This is a genomic window from Pseudomonas sp. UBA4194 (assembly GCF_002379585.1).
Lineage (GTDB): Bacteria > Pseudomonadota > Gammaproteobacteria > Pseudomonadales > Pseudomonadaceae > Aquipseudomonas.
The window spans coordinates 1-18708 of record NZ_DFUE01000011.1; the positions used below are offsets into that span (position 1 = coordinate 1).

The window sequence follows — 18708 nt, forward strand, 5'->3', positions numbered from 1 at the left end:
ATTCAATTGTTAAAGAGCGGTAGGTTGATTCTTTCGTCTCAACCGAGGCGCGCATTCTACGCTAGCCTCACATCCTGTCAAGCGTTTATTTTGAAGTTTTTCCGGAGAAACCTGAACAACTTCAACCACTTGACTCGCTTCGATCACTCGTTAGCGGGAGGCGAATTCTACAGCGTTTCAAACCGCTGTCAACCACCTTTTTCACCGCTATCGATCCAGAAGACCGAAACACCACCTCGCTGCTTACTTCGGTTAACTCATTGATAATCAAGGAGTTTTCCGTTTCGTCTGCGCCGGAAGTGGGGCGAATTATAGAGAGATTGGCGGGGGCGTCAACCGCTATTTTCAAAAAACTGTCACAAAGACGTTTACGTGCCTTGTCTCTCTATATAGATAGTCAGATCACTCCAGCGGCCTCGAAGCGATCACAGTCCGCATCGCCATAGCCGAGCACGCCTTGCAGCACCGCACGGGTGTGCTCGCCCAGCAATGGGGGCGCTCGCCTGTATTCCACCGGGCTGGCTGAAAGCCGTATAGGACTCGCCACCATTGGAACTTCACCAGCCTGGGCATGGGGCAGGGTGAGCGCCAGCCCTCGCGCCAGCACTTGCGGGTCCTCGAACACCTGCGACAGGTCGTTGATGGGGCCACATGGCACACCCACCGTTTCCAGCGCTGCGACCCACTCATTGGTCGTCCTGAAGACCGTGACTTGGCGTATCAAGGGAATCAACACCGCACGATTGGCCACTCGCTGCCTGTTGGTGGCAAATCGCGGATCGCTCGCCCAGCCCGGCTGACCGGCTACCGCGGCGAACTTGGCAAACTGGGCGTCATTACCCACCGTGAGGATGAAATCTCCATCGGCGGTCGGGAAATCCTGATAGGGCACTATATTAGGGTGCGCATTGCCCAGCCGTTGCGGCGCGACACCGGTGGTGAGGTAGTTCATGGCCTGGTTGGCCAAGCACGCTACCTGGACATCCAGCAGAGCCATGTCGATGTGCTGCCCGCAGCCTTCCCGCTCACGGTGGGCGAGGGCGGCCAGCACCGCGACCGTTGCATACAGCCCCGTGAGAATATCGGTCAACGCGACGCCTACCTTCGCGGGCCCCGCACCGTCTTCGCCGTCGGCGCGGCCGGTCAGACTCATCAACCCGCCCAGCCCTTGCACCATGAAGTCATAGCCCGGACGGCCCGCATATGGGCCGGTCTGGCCGAAGCCGGTGATGGAACAATAGATAAGCCTAGGGTTGATCGCCTTCAAGCTGGCATAGTCGAGGCCATATGCCGCCAAGCCACCTACCTTGTAGTTCTCGATCAGGATGTCGGAGCGCAACGCCAGAGCGCGCACCAATTCCTGTCCTTCCGGACGGGTGAAGTCGATGGTCACCGACTGCTTGTTGCGGTTCGCTGCCAGATAGTACGCAGCCTCACTGGTGTTGTGACCGGCAGCATCGCGCAGAAACGGCGGCCCCCAGGCGCGGGTATCATCACCGCTCACCGGCCGCTCGACCTTGATCACTTCGGCGCCCAGGTCCGCCAGTATCTGGCCGGCCCAAGGCCCGGCGAGCACACGGGACAGATCAAGTACGCGCAGATCGGATAATGCCCCCATGCTTCGCCCTCCTCTTATTAATAGAAGGCCTGGATGCCGGTCTGCGCGCGACCCAGGATCAAGGCGTGCACATCGTGGGTACCTTCATAGGTGTTCACCACCTCCAGGTTGACCAGGTGACGGGCGATGCCGAATTCGTCGCTGATCCCGTTGCCCCCGAGCATGTCGCGCGCCATGCGTGCGATGTCCAGGGACTTGCCGCAAGAGTTACGCTTCATGATCGAGGTGATCTCTACTGCCGCGCTGCCGTCATCCTTCATTCGCCCCAGACGCAGGCATCCCTGCAACGCCAGGGTGACCTCGGTCTGCATGTCGGCGAGTTTTTTCTGGATCAGCTGGTTGGCGGCCAACGGACGGCCAAACTGTTGGCGATCCAGGGTGTATTGGCGCGCGGTGTGCCAGCAGAACTCTGCCGCACCCAGCGCACCCCACGAGATGCCATAACGGGCGGAGTTCAGACAGGTGAAAGGCCCTTTGAGGCCACGCACATCGGGAAACATGTTTTCGTCAGGCACGAACACGTTGTCCATGACGATCTCGCCGGTGATCGAGGCGCGCAGGCCAACCTTGCCATGAATCACCGGCGCACTCAGGCCCTGCCAGCCTTTCTCCAGCACGAACCCGCGAATATCGCCGGCGTCATCCTTGCCCCACACCACGAACACATCGGCGATCGGGCTGTTGGTTATCCACATCTTGCTGCCACTGACCCGGTAGCCGCCGTCGACCTTGCGCGCTCGGGTGATCATCGCGCCCGGGTCGGAACCATGGTTCGGCTCGGTCAAACCGAAACAACCGATCCATTCGCCGCTAGCCAGCTTGGGGAGATATTTCTGCTTCTGTGCCTCGGTACCGAATTCATTGATGGGCACCATGACCAGCGACGACTGCACGCTCATCATCGAACGGTAGCCAGAATCCACGCGTTCCACTTCACGGGCTATCAATCCGTAACAAACGTAATTCAGACCGCTGCCGCCGTACTGCTCTGGGATCGTGGCGCCCAGCAAGCCGACTTCACCCATCTCACGAAAAATGGCCGGGTCGGTGCTTTCATGACGGAAGGCCTCCAGCACTCTGGGCGCCAGGCTGCCCTGGGCGAACTGGGCAGCACTGTCACGCACCATTCGTTCTTCTTCCGTGAGTTGCTGATCGAGCAACAGCGGGTCGATCCAGTTGAAGCTTGCCTTGCCGGCCATGAGTGCACCCTCGTTTCGAATTGTAATGTCATCAGCCTAGGCGTGGATGAGCAGTCCAACAATCGATGAATGCGCATAGGGTTGTGATAATTTCTCACTCCAGACAGCAGGAGATAGCTCCATACGCTGGTCTTGAGTGAGGAACCCGTACATGCGTCGCAAAATTCCCAGCACCACGGCCTTGGTGTGCTTCGAGGCCGCCGCCCGACACGAGAGCTTTACCAAAGCCTCCCTGGAGTTATCCCTGACCCAGGGCGCGGTATGCCGACAGATTGCCGGCCTGGAAGCGTTTCTCAATGTAGAGCTGTTCAGACGCTCACGGCGAGGCGTGAAGCTTACCGACGCCGGGCTGTCCTACAGTCGCCGGGTAGCTGCCCAGCTGGATGCCGTCGAGCGCGAAACCTTGTCGGTGATGGGACAGCAGGGCGCGGGTACCCTCGAGCTGGCGGTGGTGCCAACCTTCGGTACCCAATGGCTGCTCCCGCGGCTCAAGCAGTTCCAGCAACTTCATCCTGAAGTCACCGTGAACCTGACCAACCGGACCCGACCCTTCCTGTTCGCCGATACCGACTTTGATGCCGCGATCTACTTCGGCGATGGAGACTGGTCGGGCACCCAAGGCTATCGCCTGATGGCGGAGAACCCGGTACCGGTGTGCAGCCCCGACCAAATGGACGGAAAAGAACGGCTGTCTCCGGCGCATATCGCTACGCTGCCTTTATTGCAGCAGAGCACCCGACCCTACGCGTGGCGCCAGTGGTTCGGCAGCCAGGCGCTGAATGTTGCAAAGGACATGACAGGCCCCCGCTATGAACTATTCTCCATGCTGGCCCAAGCGGCGATGCACGGGATGGGTCTGGCGCTGATCCCGCCGTTCCTGATCAAGCGAGAACTGGAGGAGCGGCGCCTGGTGATTGCCAACCCCCATGCATTGACCAGCACCCAGGCTTACTACCTGATCATTCCGGAGCGCAAGGTGGAATCCGCTGTGCTTCAGGCCTTCCGTCGCTGGCTCAGCCTCGAGGCGCAGCGCTATGCCCTTGAAAGCATTGGCGATAGCGGCGAAGGAAGTCCGTAGTACGGCTGCGGAAATACCTACAGATGTACGTTTTTGACGCATTGTTGACAACTGTACAGGCACTACCCGAAAACCTGCTCAAGGTCGCGCTGCGCTTGGCCTTGAAGCAGATTGCACACCTTAAAAGCGTGAGCACCGAGAAATAGCCAAAAAATATTTCTGACGATGGTTACCACGCTAGGCACCTTGATATACAAGGCTTTGAGCTGTGTTGTTGCGTCAATCGGTCACACCGTGACTTGTAGTCTATTCGACGTACCCTTTCATAATCTGTTGAAGCACCGGACGAAGGCCTGCAAAATGCCGCGCCCCGCTGTGTTAAGGCGGGATCGTGCTGATCGGCCGCCCCGGATGCGCCACACGCAGCGCCTCGGTTCCACTAAGAAAAAGATCCAGCAGGAGAATTAACGTGCACATTGGTGTTCCTCTCGAAACGCAGACGGGCGAGACACGGGTTGCCGCAACCCCGGAAACCATCAAGAAGCTGGTTGCCCAGGGTCATCGAGTCACTGTCCAGAGTGGCGCCGGCGTACTGGCCAGCGTGACCGACAGCGCTTATGAAGCAGCAGGCGCAACCATCGCAAGTGCTGCCGACGCCTTCGGCGCCGAATTGATCCTCAAGGTCAATGCGCCCTGCGACAGCGAACTGGCGCAGATCCCAGCCGGAGCGGTGTTGATGGGGATGCTCAATCCCTTCAACAACGACACCATTGCCCGAATGGCCGAGCGTGGCATCACCGCCTTCGCGCTGGAAGCCGCGCCGCGCACCTCACGGGCCCAGAGCCTGGATGTGCTGTCATCGCAAGCCAACATTGCCGGCTACAAGGCCGTGCTGCTGGCGGCGCATCACTACCCGCGCTTCATGCCAATGCTGATGACCGCCGCAGGGACGGTGAAAGCCGCTCGCGTGCTGATTCTGGGCGCCGGCGTGGCCGGTCTGCAGGCCATTGCCACGGCCAAGCGGCTGGGTGCAGTGATCGAAGCGTCGGACGTGCGCCCGGCAGTGAAAGAGCAGATCGAGTCCCTGGGCGCGAAGTTTCTCGATGTGCCTTACGAGACCGACGAGGAGCGCGAGTGCGCCGAAGGCGTGGGGGGTTACGCACGACCCATGCCGGCCAGCTGGATGCAGCGTCAGGCCCAGGCTGTGCACGAGCGCGCCAAGCAGGCGGATATCGTCATCACCACGGCGTTGATTCCAGGCCGCAAGGCGCCGACGTTGCTGAGCGCTGAAACCGTCGCGCAGATGAAGCCCGGCTCGGTGGTCATCGACCTGGCGGCGCTGCAGGGCGGCAACTGCCCGCTGACCGTGGCCGATCAGGTCATCGTGCAGCACGGTGTGACCATCGTCGGGCCTACCAATCTGCCAGCGCTGGTCGGCGCCGATGCCTCGGCGTTGTACGCGCGCAACCTGCTGGACTTCATGAAGCTGCTGTTCGACAAGGACGGTCAGTTCACCATCAACCTGGAAGACGACATCGTCGCCGCGTGCCTGATGTGCCGCGACGGTCAGATCGTGCGCAAGAACGGCTGAGGATAAAAACAATGGAAGACATGCTGATCTCTCACGGTATCTACAACCTGATCATCTTCGTGCTGGCCATCTACGTGGGCTACCACGTGGTCTGGAACGTTACCCCAGCGCTGCATACCCCGCTGATGGCGGTGACCAACGCCATTTCCGCCATCGTCATCGTCGGCGCCATGCTGGCGGCGGCGCTGACGGTCACACCGCTGGGCAAGACCATGGGCACCCTGGCCGTGGCATTGGCTGCGGTCAATGTGTTCGGCGGCTTCCTGGTCACCCGCCGCATGCTGGAAATGTTCAAGAAGAAAGCTCCAAAAGTTAAGGACGAGGCTGCCAAACAATGAGCATGAACCTGGTAACTCTTCTTTATCTGGTGGCATCGGTGTGCTTCATCCAGGCCCTCAAAGGCTTGTCGCACCCCACCACGTCGCGACGCGGCAACCTGTTCGGCATGCTGGGCATGACCTTGGCCGTGCTGACGACCGTTGCGCTGATCTACAAGCTGGGCGCCGAACTCGCCACGGCGGGCATGGGTTACGTGATCGTCGGTCTGCTGGTCGGCGGCACCGCGGGGTCGATCATGGCCAAGCGTGTCGAGATGACCAAGATGCCCGAGCTGGTGGCCTTCATGCACAGCATGATCGGCCTGGCGGCAGTGTTCATCGCCATTGCGGCAGTCGTCGAGCCACAATCGCTGGGCATCGTGGCACAACTGGGGGATGCGATCCCGACCGGCAACCGCCTCGAACTGTTCCTCGGTGCCGCCATCGGCGCCATCACCTTCTCCGGTTCGGTCATTGCCTTCGGAAAGCTGTCGGGCAAATACAAGTTCCGCCTGTTCCAGGGCGCGCCGGTACAGTTCTCCGGCCAGCACAAGCTGAACCTGCTGATCGGTCTGGGAACCTTGCTGTGCGGCCTGACCTTCATGTTTACTGGCAGCTACCTGGCATTCAGCGTGATGCTGGTGCTGGCGTTCGTGCTGGGCGTGCTGCTGATCATCCCCATCGGCGGCGCCGACATGCCCGTGGTCGTGTCGATGCTCAACAGCTACTCCGGTTGGGCCGCTGCCGGTATCGGTTTCTCCCTGAACAACTCGATGCTGATCATCGCTGGCTCCCTGGTGGGCTCCTCGGGTGCGATCCTGTCGTACATCATGTGCAAGGCCATGAACCGCTCGTTCTTCAACGTCATCGGTGGCGGCTTCGGTGCTGCGGCTGACGCTGGCCCGGCGGGCTCGAAGGAAGCGCGTCCGGTCAAATCCGGCTCGGCCGACGATGCGACGTTCCTGCTGACCAACGCCGACACGGTCATCATCGTGCCTGGCTATGGCCTGGCGGTGGCCCGCGCCCAGCACGCGCTGAAGGAACTGACCGAAAAGCTGACCCACGCAGGCGTCACGGTGAAGTACGCGATCCACCCGGTGGCAGGGCGCATGCCTGGCCATATGAACGTGCTGCTGGCGGAAGCCGAAGTACCTTACGACCAGGTGTTCGAGATGGACGACATCAACTCCGAGTTCGGTCAGGCCGACGTGGTCCTGGTGCTGGGCGCCAACGACGTGGTCAACCCGGCGGCGAAAAACGATCCGAAGTCGCCGATCGCCGGTATGCCGATTCTCGAGGCGTTCAAGGCCAAGACCATCATCGTCAACAAGCGCTCGATGGCCAGCGGCTACGCTGGCCTGGATAACGAGCTGTTCTACCTGGACAAGACCATGATGGTGTTCGGTGACGCGAAAAAGGTCATCGAAGACATGGTCAAGGCCGTGGAATAACCCCGCGACAGCACGCCATGAACCCCGCCATCCGGCGGGGTTTTTTACGCCTGGTGTAAAAGTGTTTTACGGCCAGAGCCGCCAAATAGACCCCTCCATGCGACCTTGGTAGCGGGACTTGGCATCCCTCGATTCACTAGACTTCGCACCACGTTTTTAGCTTCCCGAGATAATGACCATGTACCGCGACCGTATTCGCCTGGCATCCCTGCACGACAAGATAATGAGCGCGGCAGACGCCGCCGCACTGATCGAAGACGGCATGACCGTCGGCATGAGCGGCTTCACCCGAGCCGGTGAAGCCAAGGCCGTGCCCCAGGCCCTGGCCGAACGAGCCAGGCAGACGCCTCTGAAAATCAGCTTGATGACCGGGGCCAGCCTCGGCAACGACCTGGACAAGCAACTGACCGAAGCCGGCGTGCTGTCCCGACGCATGCCCTTTCAGGTCGACAGCACGCTGCGCAAGGCCATCAACGAAGGCTCGGTGATGTTCATCGACCAGCACCTGTCCGACACCGTGGAGCAACTGCGCAACCGCCAGATCAAAGCAGTGGACCTGGCGGTGATCGAATGCGTGGCCATCACCGAGGACGGCCATCTGGTGCTCAGCACGTCAGTGGGCAACTCGGCCAGCTTTGCCATTCTGGCCAGACAGGTGATCGTCGAGATCAACCTCGCCCAGCCGCTGGAGCTCGAAGGCCTGCACGATGTTTATATTCCAAGCTACCGCCCCACGCGATTGCCCATCCCGGTACTGAAGGCCGACACCCGAATCGGCAATGGCGCGGTGCAGATCGACCCCGCAAAAATTGTCGGTATCGTCATCGGCAACCAGCCTGATTCGCCCTCCACGGTACTGCCTCCGGATGAGGACACCCAGGCCATTGCCCGTCACCTGGTGGAATTCTTCAAGAGCGAAGTGGATGCCGACCGATTGAGCAGTAGCCTGATGCCGTTGCAGGCGGGCATCGGTACCATCGCCAACGCCGTGATGCACGGATTGCTGGATTCACCGTTCGAGAACCTCACCATGTACTCGGAGGTACTGCAGGACTCCACCTTTGACCTCTTCGATGCGGGCAAGCTGGCGTTTGCCTCGGGCAGTTCCATGACGCTGTCGGCCCGCAAGCACGCCGAAGTGTTCAGCGACTTCAACCGCTACAAGTCGCGCCTGGTGCTGCGCCCACAGGAGATCTCGAATCATCCTGAAGTCATTCGACGGCTCGGTATCATCGGCATCAACACCGCACTGGAATTCGACCTGTACGGCAATGTCAATTCCACCCACGTCTGTGGCACGCGCATGATGAACGGCATCGGTGGCTCGGGCGATTTTGCCCGCAATGCTCACCTGGCAATCTTCGTCACCAAATCCATCGCCAAGGGTGGCGCGATTTCCAGCGTGGTGCCCATGGTCAGCCATGTCGACCATACCGAACACGATGTGGACATTCTGGTGACCGAGCAGGGCCTGGCGGACCTCCGTGGGCTGGCGCCGCGAGAGCGGGCCCGGGCGATCATCGACAACTGCGTGCATCCGAGCTATCGGACAGCGCTGAACGACTATTTTATCGCTGCCTGCGAGCGCGGCGGACATACGCCGCATATCTTGCGTGACGCACTGGCCTGGCACAGCAATCTGGAAGACACAGGACGCATGCTGGCCGTGTAAGGCGTTACAGTTTCAGGCTGCTTCCCACGCAGCGGGGGCAACGCCCTTGCGAGAAAACAGCATATTCATATAACTGTACTACTGTACTGGTGATTAAACCCTCCAATTGCCGCTCCATAACCGGCCGCGAGGATAAAATGCACGATTAGAGTGCAGACCAGTACAGTTGCCTCATTCCAGAGCAAAACAGTGCCTTCAAACTTCCAACTGCGCCCGCACAATACAGGTGAACTGTGCCTACTGTTCCGCCCGCACGAGGCTCAGAATGGGCACCAGTAAACCACTACTCAGACCCGCCACAAGCGGAAGGATGTAAACCATGGAACGTACACTCAGTTCCGACCTGTTCCAGAACAACACTGCTACTGCTCAAACTTCTGCTCCTCTGCGCCTGTTGGCCAACCTGATGCTGTGGCAGCGCCGTATCGCCAGCCGCCATCAACTGGCTCGCCTGGATGCTCGTCTGCTGGCCGATGCCGGTATCAGCGAAGCCCAGCGTTGCGAAGAGTTGAGCAAGCCGTTCTGGCGTTGATGCAACGCCCGCTGGTTCGAGGGCACTAGCCCCCACTGCCAGCACTGAATTCCAAAACCCGTCGCGGGCAACCGCTGACGGGTTTTTTTATGGAAATCAAAAAGTTAAAGCCAGGCATTACAGTTATTGACTGACGAAAATCGACCATTACAGTTGAGCAATATTGCGGGCGCTGTGGTCTGACCGCTGGCGCCGACTGCATTCAGGCGCTCTAATACTCATACAGCGCCTACCTTTGCCACAGCCCAGGAGAATCATCATGTCCCGTATCCACTTGTTCGGTGCCGCACTGTTGTTGGCCATGGCCAGCGGTGCCCAAGCCTCAAGCTTCGTGGTCACCACCGACGCCGTCGTGCGCGGCGTGAACGCGTCCACCAACGCGACTTCGGATCTGTCGTCCTCGCTGCGTGATGACAAGATCGTGCGTGAGGCCCGTGACGACGCCGCCAGCTTCGTGGCCAGCCAAGGCGATATCCGTGGCGTGAAACTGGAAAGTGCCTTTGCCCACATTCGCCAGCAGGCGCCGCAACTGCAAGCCAACGATGCGCAGTTGGCACAGGCCATCCTGGCCATCTGAATCGAACGGGCGGCGGGCCTGGCAATAAATGGAAATGAAACTTCCTGCAGAGTGCCGGCCAGAGAAACCTGGCCGGTAGCCCTGAGGGACGTGTTCCGCTAGCCTTGCCGGGTCTTTTGTCTAACAGTCGAGCACCGATGCGTTATCTGTTATTTGCCGCCAGCACCTTGGTATGGGCGTCCCAGGCCTGGGCCTTCGACGTCAGTACGCAGTCGACGGTGATCGCCGGCTACGTCACCAGCAAGGTCACTTCCGCCCCGTTCGATAACAAGCTGGTACTACGCGCCCACGACGACGCCGCAGCCTTCGTCGCCAGTGACGGCGACCTGCGTGGCGCGCGTCTGCAGGCTGCCCTGGGCTACCTGCGACAACACCACCCAAGGCTTGCCGCCAGCGACCTTGAACTGGCGCAAGCGATTCTCGTCCAATAAACACCTCGTATTTCGGAGAAGCTCCATGCGTACCCCGCTGATCGCCGCCACCCTTGGCCTGTTCCTGCTGGCCGACCTGGCTCAGGCACAAACCGTTGTGGCCACCAGTAACATCATTGTCCGCGCCTTCGGCCGCTCCATCGATTTCACCTCCGATACGACGACCTCGATCCGTGATTCCAAAGTCGTGCTCCAGGCCAAGGATGACGCTGCCAGCTATGTCGCCAGCCAGGGCGATATTCGTGGCGCGCAACTGGAAGCCGCGTTCGATACCCTGCGCAGCCGGCTACCCGAGGCGCGCAGCGCCAGCGATCAGGATCTTGCCGAAGCCATTCTGGCGCTGTGAGCATTGCAAGGGCCTGGCTGCTGGCCGGCAGCCTGCTGCTGGCCGGCCCTGCCTTGGCCGACCTGCATCTGGCCCTCGACAGCCATGGCCTGAACCCACAGCAGGTGCAGGCCACCCAGGCGCTGCTGGACGACGCCATGCGGGCGCTGCCGCCGAGCCTGATACGCGATCTGGATCGGCGCATCGACGTCAGCTGGTCGTCGCGCATGCCAGACAATGCCTATGGGCAGGCCTCGCTGGTATCGAGCCTGGCGCTGAATCTCAACCAACTGCCCGGCCTGACCGATGGCTCATCGGCCAGCCAGCGGACCAATCGCCCCCATGGCACCGTGCGTGAAGAGTTGTTGGCAACGGTGCTGCATGAGCTGACCCATATCTATGACCGCGCACGCCTGTGGCCGGCCAGCGAACGCAGCCTGATCAACCGCTGCGCCCGCCAGACCGGCAGCGTCGGCAAGATTGGCCAGGCCGATGAATGCCGCGGCCAGGACGCGCGACGCTTCACCCTCAGCGACGACCCGCGCTTGCTCGATCTGGCCGGTTGGCAACAATACGTTGGTCGGCGTGGGGAGCGCGAAGAGCAGAACCGGCAGATCGTGCGCAGCCCGGACATCTACGAGGTCAGCAGCCCGAAAGAGTTCGTGGCGGTCAATATGGAATATTTCCTGCTCGACCCCACCTACGCCTGCCGACGGCCGGCGCTGTTCGAGTACTTCAAGGCGCACTTCGACTGGGCGCCGGCCAGGCAGCAGAGCTGCGCCGAGGGGCTGCCGTACCTCAATGCCGGCAGTGACTTCGCCAAAACGCCCTTGGGCAAGATCGATCCGCAACGGGTCTACGCGGTGGACTACCTGCTGGCCGAAGCCAATCAGAATTGGGCCAGCCGCTGGGGCCACAGCATGCTGCGCCTGGTGATCTGCGCGCCGGGACGACCGCTCGGACCCAACTGCCGTCTGGACCTGGACCAGCACCTGGTGCTGTCGTACCGCGCGTTCGTCAATGATGTACAGCTGTCGACCTGGGGTGGGTTGATGGGGCAGTACCCCTCGCGACTGTTCGTGCTGCCGTTGTCCCAGGTGATCGACGAGTACACCAAGACCGAACTGCGCAGCCTGGCCTCGGTGCCCTTGAAGCTGAGCCGCCAGGAGGTCGAATCGCTGGTGCGCCATGCCGCCGAGATGCACTGGAGCTACGACGGCAGCTATTACTTTCTGTCCAACAACTGCGCCGTGGAAAACCTCAAGCTGCTGCGCAGCGGGACCCACAATCCGAAGCTCGAAAGCGTGGACAGCATCCTGCCCAATGGTCTGCTTGAGGTGCTGCAAGGGCGCGGGCTGGCCGATGGCAGCGTGCTGGATGACCCACGCGAGGCGTTGCGCATGGGCTACCGGTTCGATTCATACCGCGATCGCTATCAGGCCATGTTCACGGTGCTCAAACAGCACCTGGCGATCCCCCAGGACAGCGTCGAGGCGTGGTTGGCGCAGAGCGCGCTCGAGCGCAGGCGATGGTTCGCCCAGGCCGACCTGCGCACCAGTGCTGCCTTGCTGCTGTTGGAGCAGGCCAGCTATCGCCAGCAATTGCTGCTGGCACAGGAAGAGGTCAAGCAACGCTACCTGGGCGCGCGGGAACTGGGCGATGGCAGCGTGGCCAACGCCAACCAGACGCTGCAGGCGATTCTGGCCAACAGCGGCTTTCTCAGCCGCCCCGCCGAGTTGCTGGACAGCGGCGGCTATGGCCTGCCGCAGACGGCGGAATGGCAACGCCTGGAATCGGAAAGCAGCCAGCGTCAGCAGCAGCTGCAGCGCTTGAGTACCGACCTGGACAAGGAGGTGAGGGCGCTGCTGACCGAGGATCGGGCCAGGGAAATTGCGGCCAACGAGGCCAACCTGAAGCAGGTGGGTGAGCATTTGCGGGCGTTGCACAAGGCGGCTGGGGGGCTGGTGTTGCCTTGAGAGGGGCATCACGACAGTGGCGGCGCAAGTTGCGTTTGATGGCGCCGCTGTTGTTCAGGTTGACAGGGGGAAAGGGGGACGCGGCTTACGCCGCTGCTACGTGATGGGGCAACGAAAGGTTGGCGAAAGCTTACCCGCATAGCATCCACTCACCCCCGGCGTCAGACCGGCCGGCCAGATCGAGCGATCCAAGCGCGCGATCGGCCCTTTGAACAACAACAATGGTGAAACCGATGTCCTTGATTACCCGTGCTCGCACCGCCCCCCCTCCGATAGTCCAAGCCACCGCCGTTTCTCGCTGAACCCCACTGGTTCCTCGTCCCTAGCCGCGCTACGCCTGGAGTATCCCCATGCTGACTTTCCTTGGCTTCGCCATGGTCATCACGTTCATGTTCCTGATCATGACCAAGCGCCTGTCCGCGCTGATCGCCCTGATCGTGATTCCAATCCTGTTCGCCCTGTTCGGCGGCTTCGCGCCGAAGATCGGCCCGATGATGCTCGAAGGCATCACCAAGCTCGCGCCGACCGGCGTGATGCTGATGTTCGCCATTCTGTACTTCGCCCTGATGATCGACTCAGGCCTGTTCGACCCGGCAGTGCGCAAGATCCTCAAGCTGGTCAAGGGTGACCCGCTGAAAGTGTCGGTCGGTACCGCAGTATTGGCCTTGATCGTTTCCCTGGACGGCGACGGTGCCACCACCTACATGATCTGCGTGGCGGCCATGCTGCCGCTGTACAGCCGACTGGGCATGAGCCCGCGGATCATGGCTGGCCTGATCATTCTGGCCGGCGGCGTGATGAACATGACCCCTTGGGGTGGCCCGACGGCACGTGCTGCCAGCGCCCTGCATGTCGATCCTTCGGACATTTTCGTGCCGATGGTGCCGGCCATGGCGTTCGGCGTCATCGCGATCCTGGTGATTGCCTATATGTACGGCAAGCGGGAACGTGTGCGCCTGGGTGAGCTGCACCTGCCTGGCGACGAAGTGGACCATAGCGAAATCAGCGTGTCGCAGTTCCCGGATGCCCGTCGTCCGAAGCTGATCTGGTTCAACGGTGGCCTGACCCTGCTGTTGATGGTGACCTTGATCATGGGCCTGCTGCCGCTGCCGGTGCTGTTCATGATCGCCTTCAGTATCGCCATGATCGTCAACTACCCGTGCCTGGAGGCACAGAAGGAGCGTATCGCCGCTCACTCCGGTTCGGTGCTGGCAGTGGTCGGGCTGATCTTCGCTGCGGGCATCTTCACCGGCATTCTGTCGGGTACCGGCATGGTCGACGCCATGTCCAAGAGCCTGCTGGCGGTGATCCCGGATGCCATGGGGCCGTACCTGGCCGTGATCACGGCGCTGGTGAGCATGCCGTTCACCTTCTTCATGTCCAACGACGCGTTCTACTACGGCGTCCTGCCGGTGCTCGCCGAGGCAGCTGCACATTACGGCATCACGCCGGTGGAAATGGCCCGTGCCTCGATCGTCGGTCAACCGGTGCACCTGCTCAGCCCCCTGGTACCGTCGACCTACCTGCTGGTGGCCCTGGCTGGCATTGAGTTCGGCGATCACCAGCGCTTCACCTTGAAGTGGGCAGTGCTGGTCTGCCTGTGCATAATGTTGGCCGCGCTGGCGATGGGGATCTTTCCGCTGTTCAGCAGTCTATAAAACTCATTCGATCGGCAGCGACGCGGCTTACGCCGCTGCTACAGGCGTACCCGCTGCCGATCAAGCATTCGACACGAAGGACTTCACATGGAATGGTTCACCAACCCGGAGATCTGGGTTGCTTTCTTGACCCTGACGGCACTTGAGATCGTCCTGGGTATCGACAACATCATCATGATCTCGATCCTCGTCAGCCGCATGCCCAAGCACATGCAAGCACGCACACGGATCTTCGGCCTGGCGCTGGCCATGGTCACGCGCATCCTGCTGCTGTTGTCCATCACCTGGGTCATGCGCCTGACCGCCGACCTGTTCGTCGTCTTTGGCCAGGGCATCTCCGGACGTGACCTGATCCTGTTCTTCGGTGGCCTGTTCCTGCTGTGGAAAAGCTCGCAAGAGATCTACCACGGCATGGAAGGCGAGGAAGAAGGCGGCGATGAAGTGGCCGGCAAGGGCGGCAACTTCATCTACACCATCATCCAGATCGCGATCATCGACATCGTCTTTTCGCTGGACTCGGTCATCACTGCCGTCGGCATGGTGTCCCACGTCCCAGTGATGGTGGCGGCAATCATCGTTGCCGTGCTGGTGATGATGGTCGCCTCGGGCACCATCAGCCGCTTCATCGACCAGCACCCTTCGCTGAAGATGCTGGCGCTGTCGTTCCTGCTGGTAGTGGGTACGGTGCTGATCGCCGAAGCCTTCGACGTGCATGTGCCCAAAGGCTATGTGTATTTCGCCATGGCGTTCTCGCTGGCGGTGGAAGCGGTGAATATCAAGATGCGTACCGCGATTGCCAAGAAGCGGCGGGAGTCGCAGGGGGAGTAGGTTCGAGATTAGGGGTGGATGGTCCCCTCACCCCGGCCCTCTCCCTGAGGGAGAGGGAGCTAAAAGCAGGGAGAGGGCTGGGGTGAGGGGACCATGCACCACCGACCCCCAGCCATACCCCCGCCTGAGCCTCAACCCCAAAATATGACACTTTTGTTTCAAACAACTTATTCCCTGTGCCATGCTGGCACCCAGGCCAAAGGCCGACTAAAGCTTAAGCCATAAGCACTATCTTCGAACTTGCCCCACTGGGGCGTCTATCAGGGGGCCGTCGTCTATGCTGACCCTGCTCAATCTGCTTTCCGCCGTGGCCTTGCTGATCTGGGGCACACACATCGTGCGCACCGGCATTCTGCGGGTATACGGCACTGCGCTGCGGCGCCTGCTCAGCCAGAACATGTCCAGGCGGCCGCTGGCTTTCATCGCTGGCATCCTGGTAACGGCTGTGGTGCAGAGCAGCAATGCCACCGCCATGCTGACCACCTCGTTCGTAGGCCAGGGCCTGATGGCGCTCACCCCGGCATTGGCGATCATGCTCGGCGCCGACGTTGGCACCGCCCTGATGTCGAGGGTACTGACCTTCGACCTGTCATGGCTGTCACCGCTGCTGATCTTCTTGGGGGTGATCTTCTTCCTTTCGCGCAAACAGACCCGTCTCGGCCAGATGGGCCGGGTAGGCATCGGCCTGGGGCTGATCATCCTGGCGCTGCAGCTGATCGTCGAAGCCGCTGCGCCCATCACCCAGGCGCAAGGGGTGAAGGTACTGTTTGCTTCGCTGACCGGCGATATCCTGCTCGATGCCCTGGTCGGCGCACTGTTCGCCATGGTGTCCTATTCGAGCCTGGCGGCAGTGTTGCTCACCGCTACCCTGGCCGAGGCCGGGGTGATCAGCCTGCCGGTGGCGATTGGCCTGGTCATCGGCGCCAACGTCGGCAGCGGGTTGCTGGCGTTCATGTCCACCAACATGCAGAACACCGCCGGCCGCCAGGTGGCCCTGGGCAGCCTGCTGTACAAGCTGCTGGGGCTGATACTGGTCATTCCCGTGCTCGACCCGCTGGCGCATTGGATGGACAGCCTGAACTATGACCCCCAGGCACTGGTGATCGGTTTTCACGTGATCTACAACAGCCTGCGCTGCGTGATCATGCTGCCCTCGGTGGGTTGGATGTCGCGTTTGTGCGCCTGGATGCTACCCCAGCGACCAGACACCCAAGGCAGTGCCAAACCTCGCCATCTGGACCCGGCGGCACTCGGCACGCCGAGTCTGGCGCTGGCCAACGCGGTGCGAGAGACCCTGCGCATCGGCGATATCATCGAAGCCATGCTGGGGGCCATGGGCAATGTGCTGCGCGGGACCCAGACCGCAGTGACGCAGCAGGTGCGCTCGCTCAACGACGACGCCGAGGCCTTGTACAGCTCCATCAAACTGTACCTGGCGCAGATGCCGCGAGAAGACCTGGGCGAACAGGACAGCCGGCGCTGGGCGGAAATCATCGAGCTGGCCATCAACCTCAAACTGTCCGCAGATTTGATCGAACGCATGCTGCGCAAGGTCCAGCAGCAAAAGACCTCGCAGCGCCGCTCGTTCTCGGAAGTCGGCCTTGAGGAACTGGCGGGCCTGCACAGCCAACTATTGGCCAACCTGCGCCTGGGGCTCTCGGTATTTCTCAGCGGCGACCCGGAAAGCGCACGTCAGCTGCTTCGGGAAAAGCGTCGCTTCCGCGCTCAGGAACGTCGATTGGCCCATGCGCATGTCAGCCGCTTGCAGCGCAAGGTGGTGCAGAGCATCGAAACCAGTTCGCTGCATCTGGAGCTTATCGCCGACATGAAGCGTCTCAACTCGCTGTTCTGCGGCAGTGCCTATGTGGTGCTGGAAAACACCGACACCGGCGCTTTGCTCCCGGAACGCCAACAGCCCGTCGACGAACTGGACGTCAACCATCCGGCCTGAGTTGCCCTGGCCACCCACAGCGCTATGAACGTCTGGTAGGGTTGGGAGTCTGTTCCCATGACGTAGCCGATTCGGATGGAAGGGATTCATGCATGAGCAGGTGAAGAGCGCAGCCACCGCAAGCTGGTTACGCGCCGGGCTGCTGGCGGCATTGCTGCTGACCTTGGGCCGTGACGCCTGGGCGCTGGACCGCTTTCAAGTCGAGGGCTACCTGCTTCCCAATGGCCTGCAGGTGCTGCTCAAGCCGGGTGACGAGCGTGCGCACGTGTCCGTCCGCCTGGTGGTGGGGGTTGGCTTCGACGACTTTTCCTGCGCCGACCAGGAACTGCCTCATCTGCTCGAACACCTGCTGTTCAGTGGCATCGACGACAGCGGCGAAGGAGGCCTGGAAGAGCGCATGCAGGCCCTGGGCGGCGAATGGAACGCCTTCACCAGCAGTGCCGATACCACCTTCGTGATCGAAGCGCCGGCGCGCAATCAGCGCAAGGTGCTGGACCTGCTGCTGGCCGCCGTCACCCAGACCCGCATCGACGAGAAAGCCCTGCAGACCTCGAAGAAGATTGTCGAGCGTGAGGACGGCGGCCACTATTCCCATTTGCAGCGCCTGCTGGACCGTCAGGACCTGGGCCACAGCGCCAGCAATCAATTGGCGGTCGAGCTGGGCCTGAAATGCCCGGAGCGGGCAGACGTCAACACACTCACCCTGGAGCAGGTGCAGACCGTACGGCAGAACTGGTATGCGCCGAACAACATGAGCCTGATCGTGGTCGGCGGCCTGGACAAGCTGTTGCCGGCCTATCTGGAACGCAGCTGGGGCGAACTGGAAGCCGTCGAGCCCAGCGATCATCAGGACCTGCGTTCGGTCACCCACACCGCCGAGCCCGAACGTGACCTTACCAAGGGCTGGTTGGGGGACGGCGCCAAAGTCCACCTGTTCTATCTGGAGCCAACGCTGCAGGTGGAAAATCCAGCCACCCTGGACCTGCTGCAAAACTACCTGGACTGGGCGTTGTACCGCGAGCTGCGGCTCAAGCATGGGTTGTCCTACGGGCCATGGGTAGCCCGGGAATCGTTCGGTGACAGCGGCTTGCTGAGCATGAATGCGGATGTCGATCGTGCCGACCTGGGCGAAACCGGCCTGGTGCTCGGCCAATTGGTGCAACGCCTGCAGGAGGAGGGCCTGGACCCCGCCACCTTCGACCGCCTGAAGAACCTGGCGATCTCTCGACAGGCCTGGGCGGCTCAGGGCAATAGTGCGGTGGCCGACTATTACTGGGGCGCGCTGACCGATTACGTCGACGGACGCTTCACCAACCCGGCCAGGCAAATCCAGCAGGTCAGCCTCAAGGAAGCCAACGCTGCCATGCGCGAAATGTTCGGCAAGCCTGGCTATATACGGGTGGAAAGGCCGCTGCTGAGCTATGACCAGTTGTATGAGCTGGCCTGGGCGGCACTGGCAGGCCTGCTCGCGTTGCTGCTAGTCATTGCTTTCTGGCGGCGGCGCCGACGCGCCGCCAAGCGTTAACCCAGGCAAGTCGGTATCCTGTTGCCGATTGCCCTGCCT

Annotated in this window: 16 protein-coding genes; 14 read left to right on the top strand and 2 right to left on the bottom strand. The window is 61.3% G+C overall.

The window, feature by feature from the left end; genetic code table 11:
* Positions 1–397 precede the first annotated feature (397 nt).
* Positions 398–1618 (bottom strand): CaiB/BaiF CoA transferase family protein, encoded by a 1221-nt coding sequence (locus tag B3397_RS02505; protein ID WP_296246970.1) that lies wholly within the window; start codon positions 1616–1618, stop codon positions 398–400.
* A gap of 17 nt (positions 1619–1635) precedes the next feature.
* Positions 1636–2817, bottom strand: coding sequence for an acyl-CoA dehydrogenase (locus B3397_RS02510; RefSeq protein ID WP_296246972.1), 1182 nt, complete (start codon positions 2815–2817; stop codon positions 1636–1638).
* Between the two features lie 151 nt (positions 2818–2968).
* Between B3397_RS02510 and B3397_RS02515 the strand changes: the two genes are divergently transcribed.
* The 14 genes from B3397_RS02515 (at position 2969) to B3397_RS02580 (ending at position 18669) form a co-directional block, all read left to right on the top strand.
* Positions 2969–3895: a LysR substrate-binding domain-containing protein gene (locus B3397_RS02515; RefSeq protein ID WP_296246974.1), complete on the top strand. Its 927-nt coding sequence runs from the start codon at positions 2969–2971 to the stop codon at positions 3893–3895.
* 409 nt (positions 3896–4304) lie between these two features.
* Positions 4305–5426 (top strand): Re/Si-specific NAD(P)(+) transhydrogenase subunit alpha, encoded by a 1122-nt coding sequence (locus tag B3397_RS02520; protein WP_296246976.1) that lies wholly within the window; start codon positions 4305–4307, stop codon positions 5424–5426.
* An 11-nt stretch (positions 5427–5437) separates the two neighbouring features.
* Positions 5438–5764, top strand: a complete 327-nt coding sequence (locus tag B3397_RS02525) for an NAD(P) transhydrogenase subunit alpha (protein ID WP_213877942.1) — start codon at positions 5438–5440, stop codon at positions 5762–5764.
* On the top strand, positions 5761–7194 hold the full coding sequence (locus B3397_RS02530; protein WP_296246979.1) for an NAD(P)(+) transhydrogenase (Re/Si-specific) subunit beta: 1434 nt from the start codon (positions 5761–5763) through the stop codon (positions 7192–7194). The genes B3397_RS02525 and B3397_RS02530 overlap by 4 nt, the downstream gene beginning before the upstream one ends.
* Before the next feature lie 178 nt (positions 7195–7372).
* Positions 7373–8866, top strand: coding sequence for an acetyl-CoA hydrolase/transferase family protein (locus tag B3397_RS02535; RefSeq protein WP_296246981.1), 1494 nt, complete (start codon positions 7373–7375; stop codon positions 8864–8866).
* Positions 8867–9185: 319 nt separating this feature from the next.
* Positions 9186–9398, top strand: a complete 213-nt coding sequence (locus B3397_RS02540) for a DUF1127 domain-containing protein (protein ID WP_296246983.1) — start codon at positions 9186–9188, stop codon at positions 9396–9398.
* Between the two features lie 259 nt (positions 9399–9657).
* The gene (locus tag B3397_RS02545; protein ID WP_296246985.1) at positions 9658–9975 is read left to right on the top strand and encodes a DUF2388 domain-containing protein; all 318 of its coding nucleotides are present in this window, start codon (positions 9658–9660) and stop codon (positions 9973–9975) included.
* 137 nt (positions 9976–10112) lie between these two features.
* Positions 10113–10406, top strand: coding sequence for a DUF2388 domain-containing protein (locus tag B3397_RS02550; protein WP_296246987.1), 294 nt, complete (start codon positions 10113–10115; stop codon positions 10404–10406).
* Positions 10407–10431: 25 nt separating this feature from the next.
* Complete coding sequence (locus B3397_RS02555) at positions 10432–10752, top strand: DUF2388 domain-containing protein (RefSeq protein ID WP_296246988.1); 321 nt, start codon at positions 10432–10434, stop codon at positions 10750–10752.
* Complete coding sequence (locus B3397_RS02560) at positions 10749–12707, top strand: DUF4105 domain-containing protein (protein ID WP_296246990.1); 1959 nt, start codon at positions 10749–10751, stop codon at positions 12705–12707. The genes B3397_RS02555 and B3397_RS02560 overlap by 4 nt, the downstream gene beginning before the upstream one ends.
* A 350-nt stretch (positions 12708–13057) precedes the next feature.
* Positions 13058–14365 (top strand): CitMHS family transporter, encoded by a 1308-nt coding sequence (locus B3397_RS02565; protein WP_296246992.1) that lies wholly within the window; start codon positions 13058–13060, stop codon positions 14363–14365.
* 87 nt (positions 14366–14452) lie between these two features.
* Positions 14453–15193, top strand: a complete 741-nt coding sequence (locus B3397_RS02570; RefSeq protein ID WP_296246993.1) for a TerC family protein — start codon at positions 14453–14455, stop codon at positions 15191–15193.
* A 277-nt stretch (positions 15194–15470) separates the two neighbouring features.
* Positions 15471–17144, top strand: a complete 1674-nt coding sequence (locus B3397_RS02575; RefSeq protein WP_296246994.1) for a Na/Pi cotransporter family protein — start codon at positions 15471–15473, stop codon at positions 17142–17144.
* Positions 17145–17232: 88 nt separating this feature from the next.
* Complete coding sequence (locus B3397_RS02580; RefSeq protein ID WP_296246996.1) at positions 17233–18669, top strand: M16 family metallopeptidase; 1437 nt, start codon at positions 17233–17235, stop codon at positions 18667–18669.
* Positions 18670–18708 lie beyond the last annotated feature (39 nt).

Bases quoted from the DNA above. Each gene is read 5' to 3' on its own strand.
- B3397_RS02505 (WP_296246970.1), bottom strand. From the start codon at position 1,618: ATGGGGGCATTATCCGATCTGCGCGTACTTGATCTGTCCCGTGTGCTC.
- B3397_RS02510 (WP_296246972.1), bottom strand. From the start codon at position 2,817: ATGGCCGGCAAGGCAAGCTTCAACTGGATCGACCCGCTGTTGCTCGAT.
- B3397_RS02515 (WP_296246974.1), top strand. From the start codon at position 2,969: ATGCGTCGCAAAATTCCCAGCACCACGGCCTTGGTGTGCTTCGAGGCC.
- B3397_RS02525 (WP_213877942.1), top strand. From the start codon at position 5,438: ATGGAAGACATGCTGATCTCTCACGGTATCTACAACCTGATCATCTTC.
- B3397_RS02530 (WP_296246979.1), top strand. From the start codon at position 5,761: ATGAGCATGAACCTGGTAACTCTTCTTTATCTGGTGGCATCGGTGTGC.
- B3397_RS02535 (WP_296246981.1), top strand. From the start codon at position 7,373: ATGTACCGCGACCGTATTCGCCTGGCATCCCTGCACGACAAGATAATG.
- B3397_RS02540 (WP_296246983.1), top strand. From the start codon at position 9,186: ATGGAACGTACACTCAGTTCCGACCTGTTCCAGAACAACACTGCTACT.
- B3397_RS02545 (WP_296246985.1), top strand. From the start codon at position 9,658: ATGTCCCGTATCCACTTGTTCGGTGCCGCACTGTTGTTGGCCATGGCC.
- B3397_RS02550 (WP_296246987.1), top strand. From the start codon at position 10,113: ATGCGTTATCTGTTATTTGCCGCCAGCACCTTGGTATGGGCGTCCCAG.
- B3397_RS02555 (WP_296246988.1), top strand. From the start codon at position 10,432: ATGCGTACCCCGCTGATCGCCGCCACCCTTGGCCTGTTCCTGCTGGCC.
- B3397_RS02565 (WP_296246992.1), top strand. From the start codon at position 13,058: ATGCTGACTTTCCTTGGCTTCGCCATGGTCATCACGTTCATGTTCCTG.
- B3397_RS02570 (WP_296246993.1), top strand. From the start codon at position 14,453: ATGGAATGGTTCACCAACCCGGAGATCTGGGTTGCTTTCTTGACCCTG.
- B3397_RS02575 (WP_296246994.1), top strand. From the start codon at position 15,471: ATGCTGACCCTGCTCAATCTGCTTTCCGCCGTGGCCTTGCTGATCTGG.
- B3397_RS02580 (WP_296246996.1), top strand. From the start codon at position 17,233: ATGCATGAGCAGGTGAAGAGCGCAGCCACCGCAAGCTGGTTACGCGCC.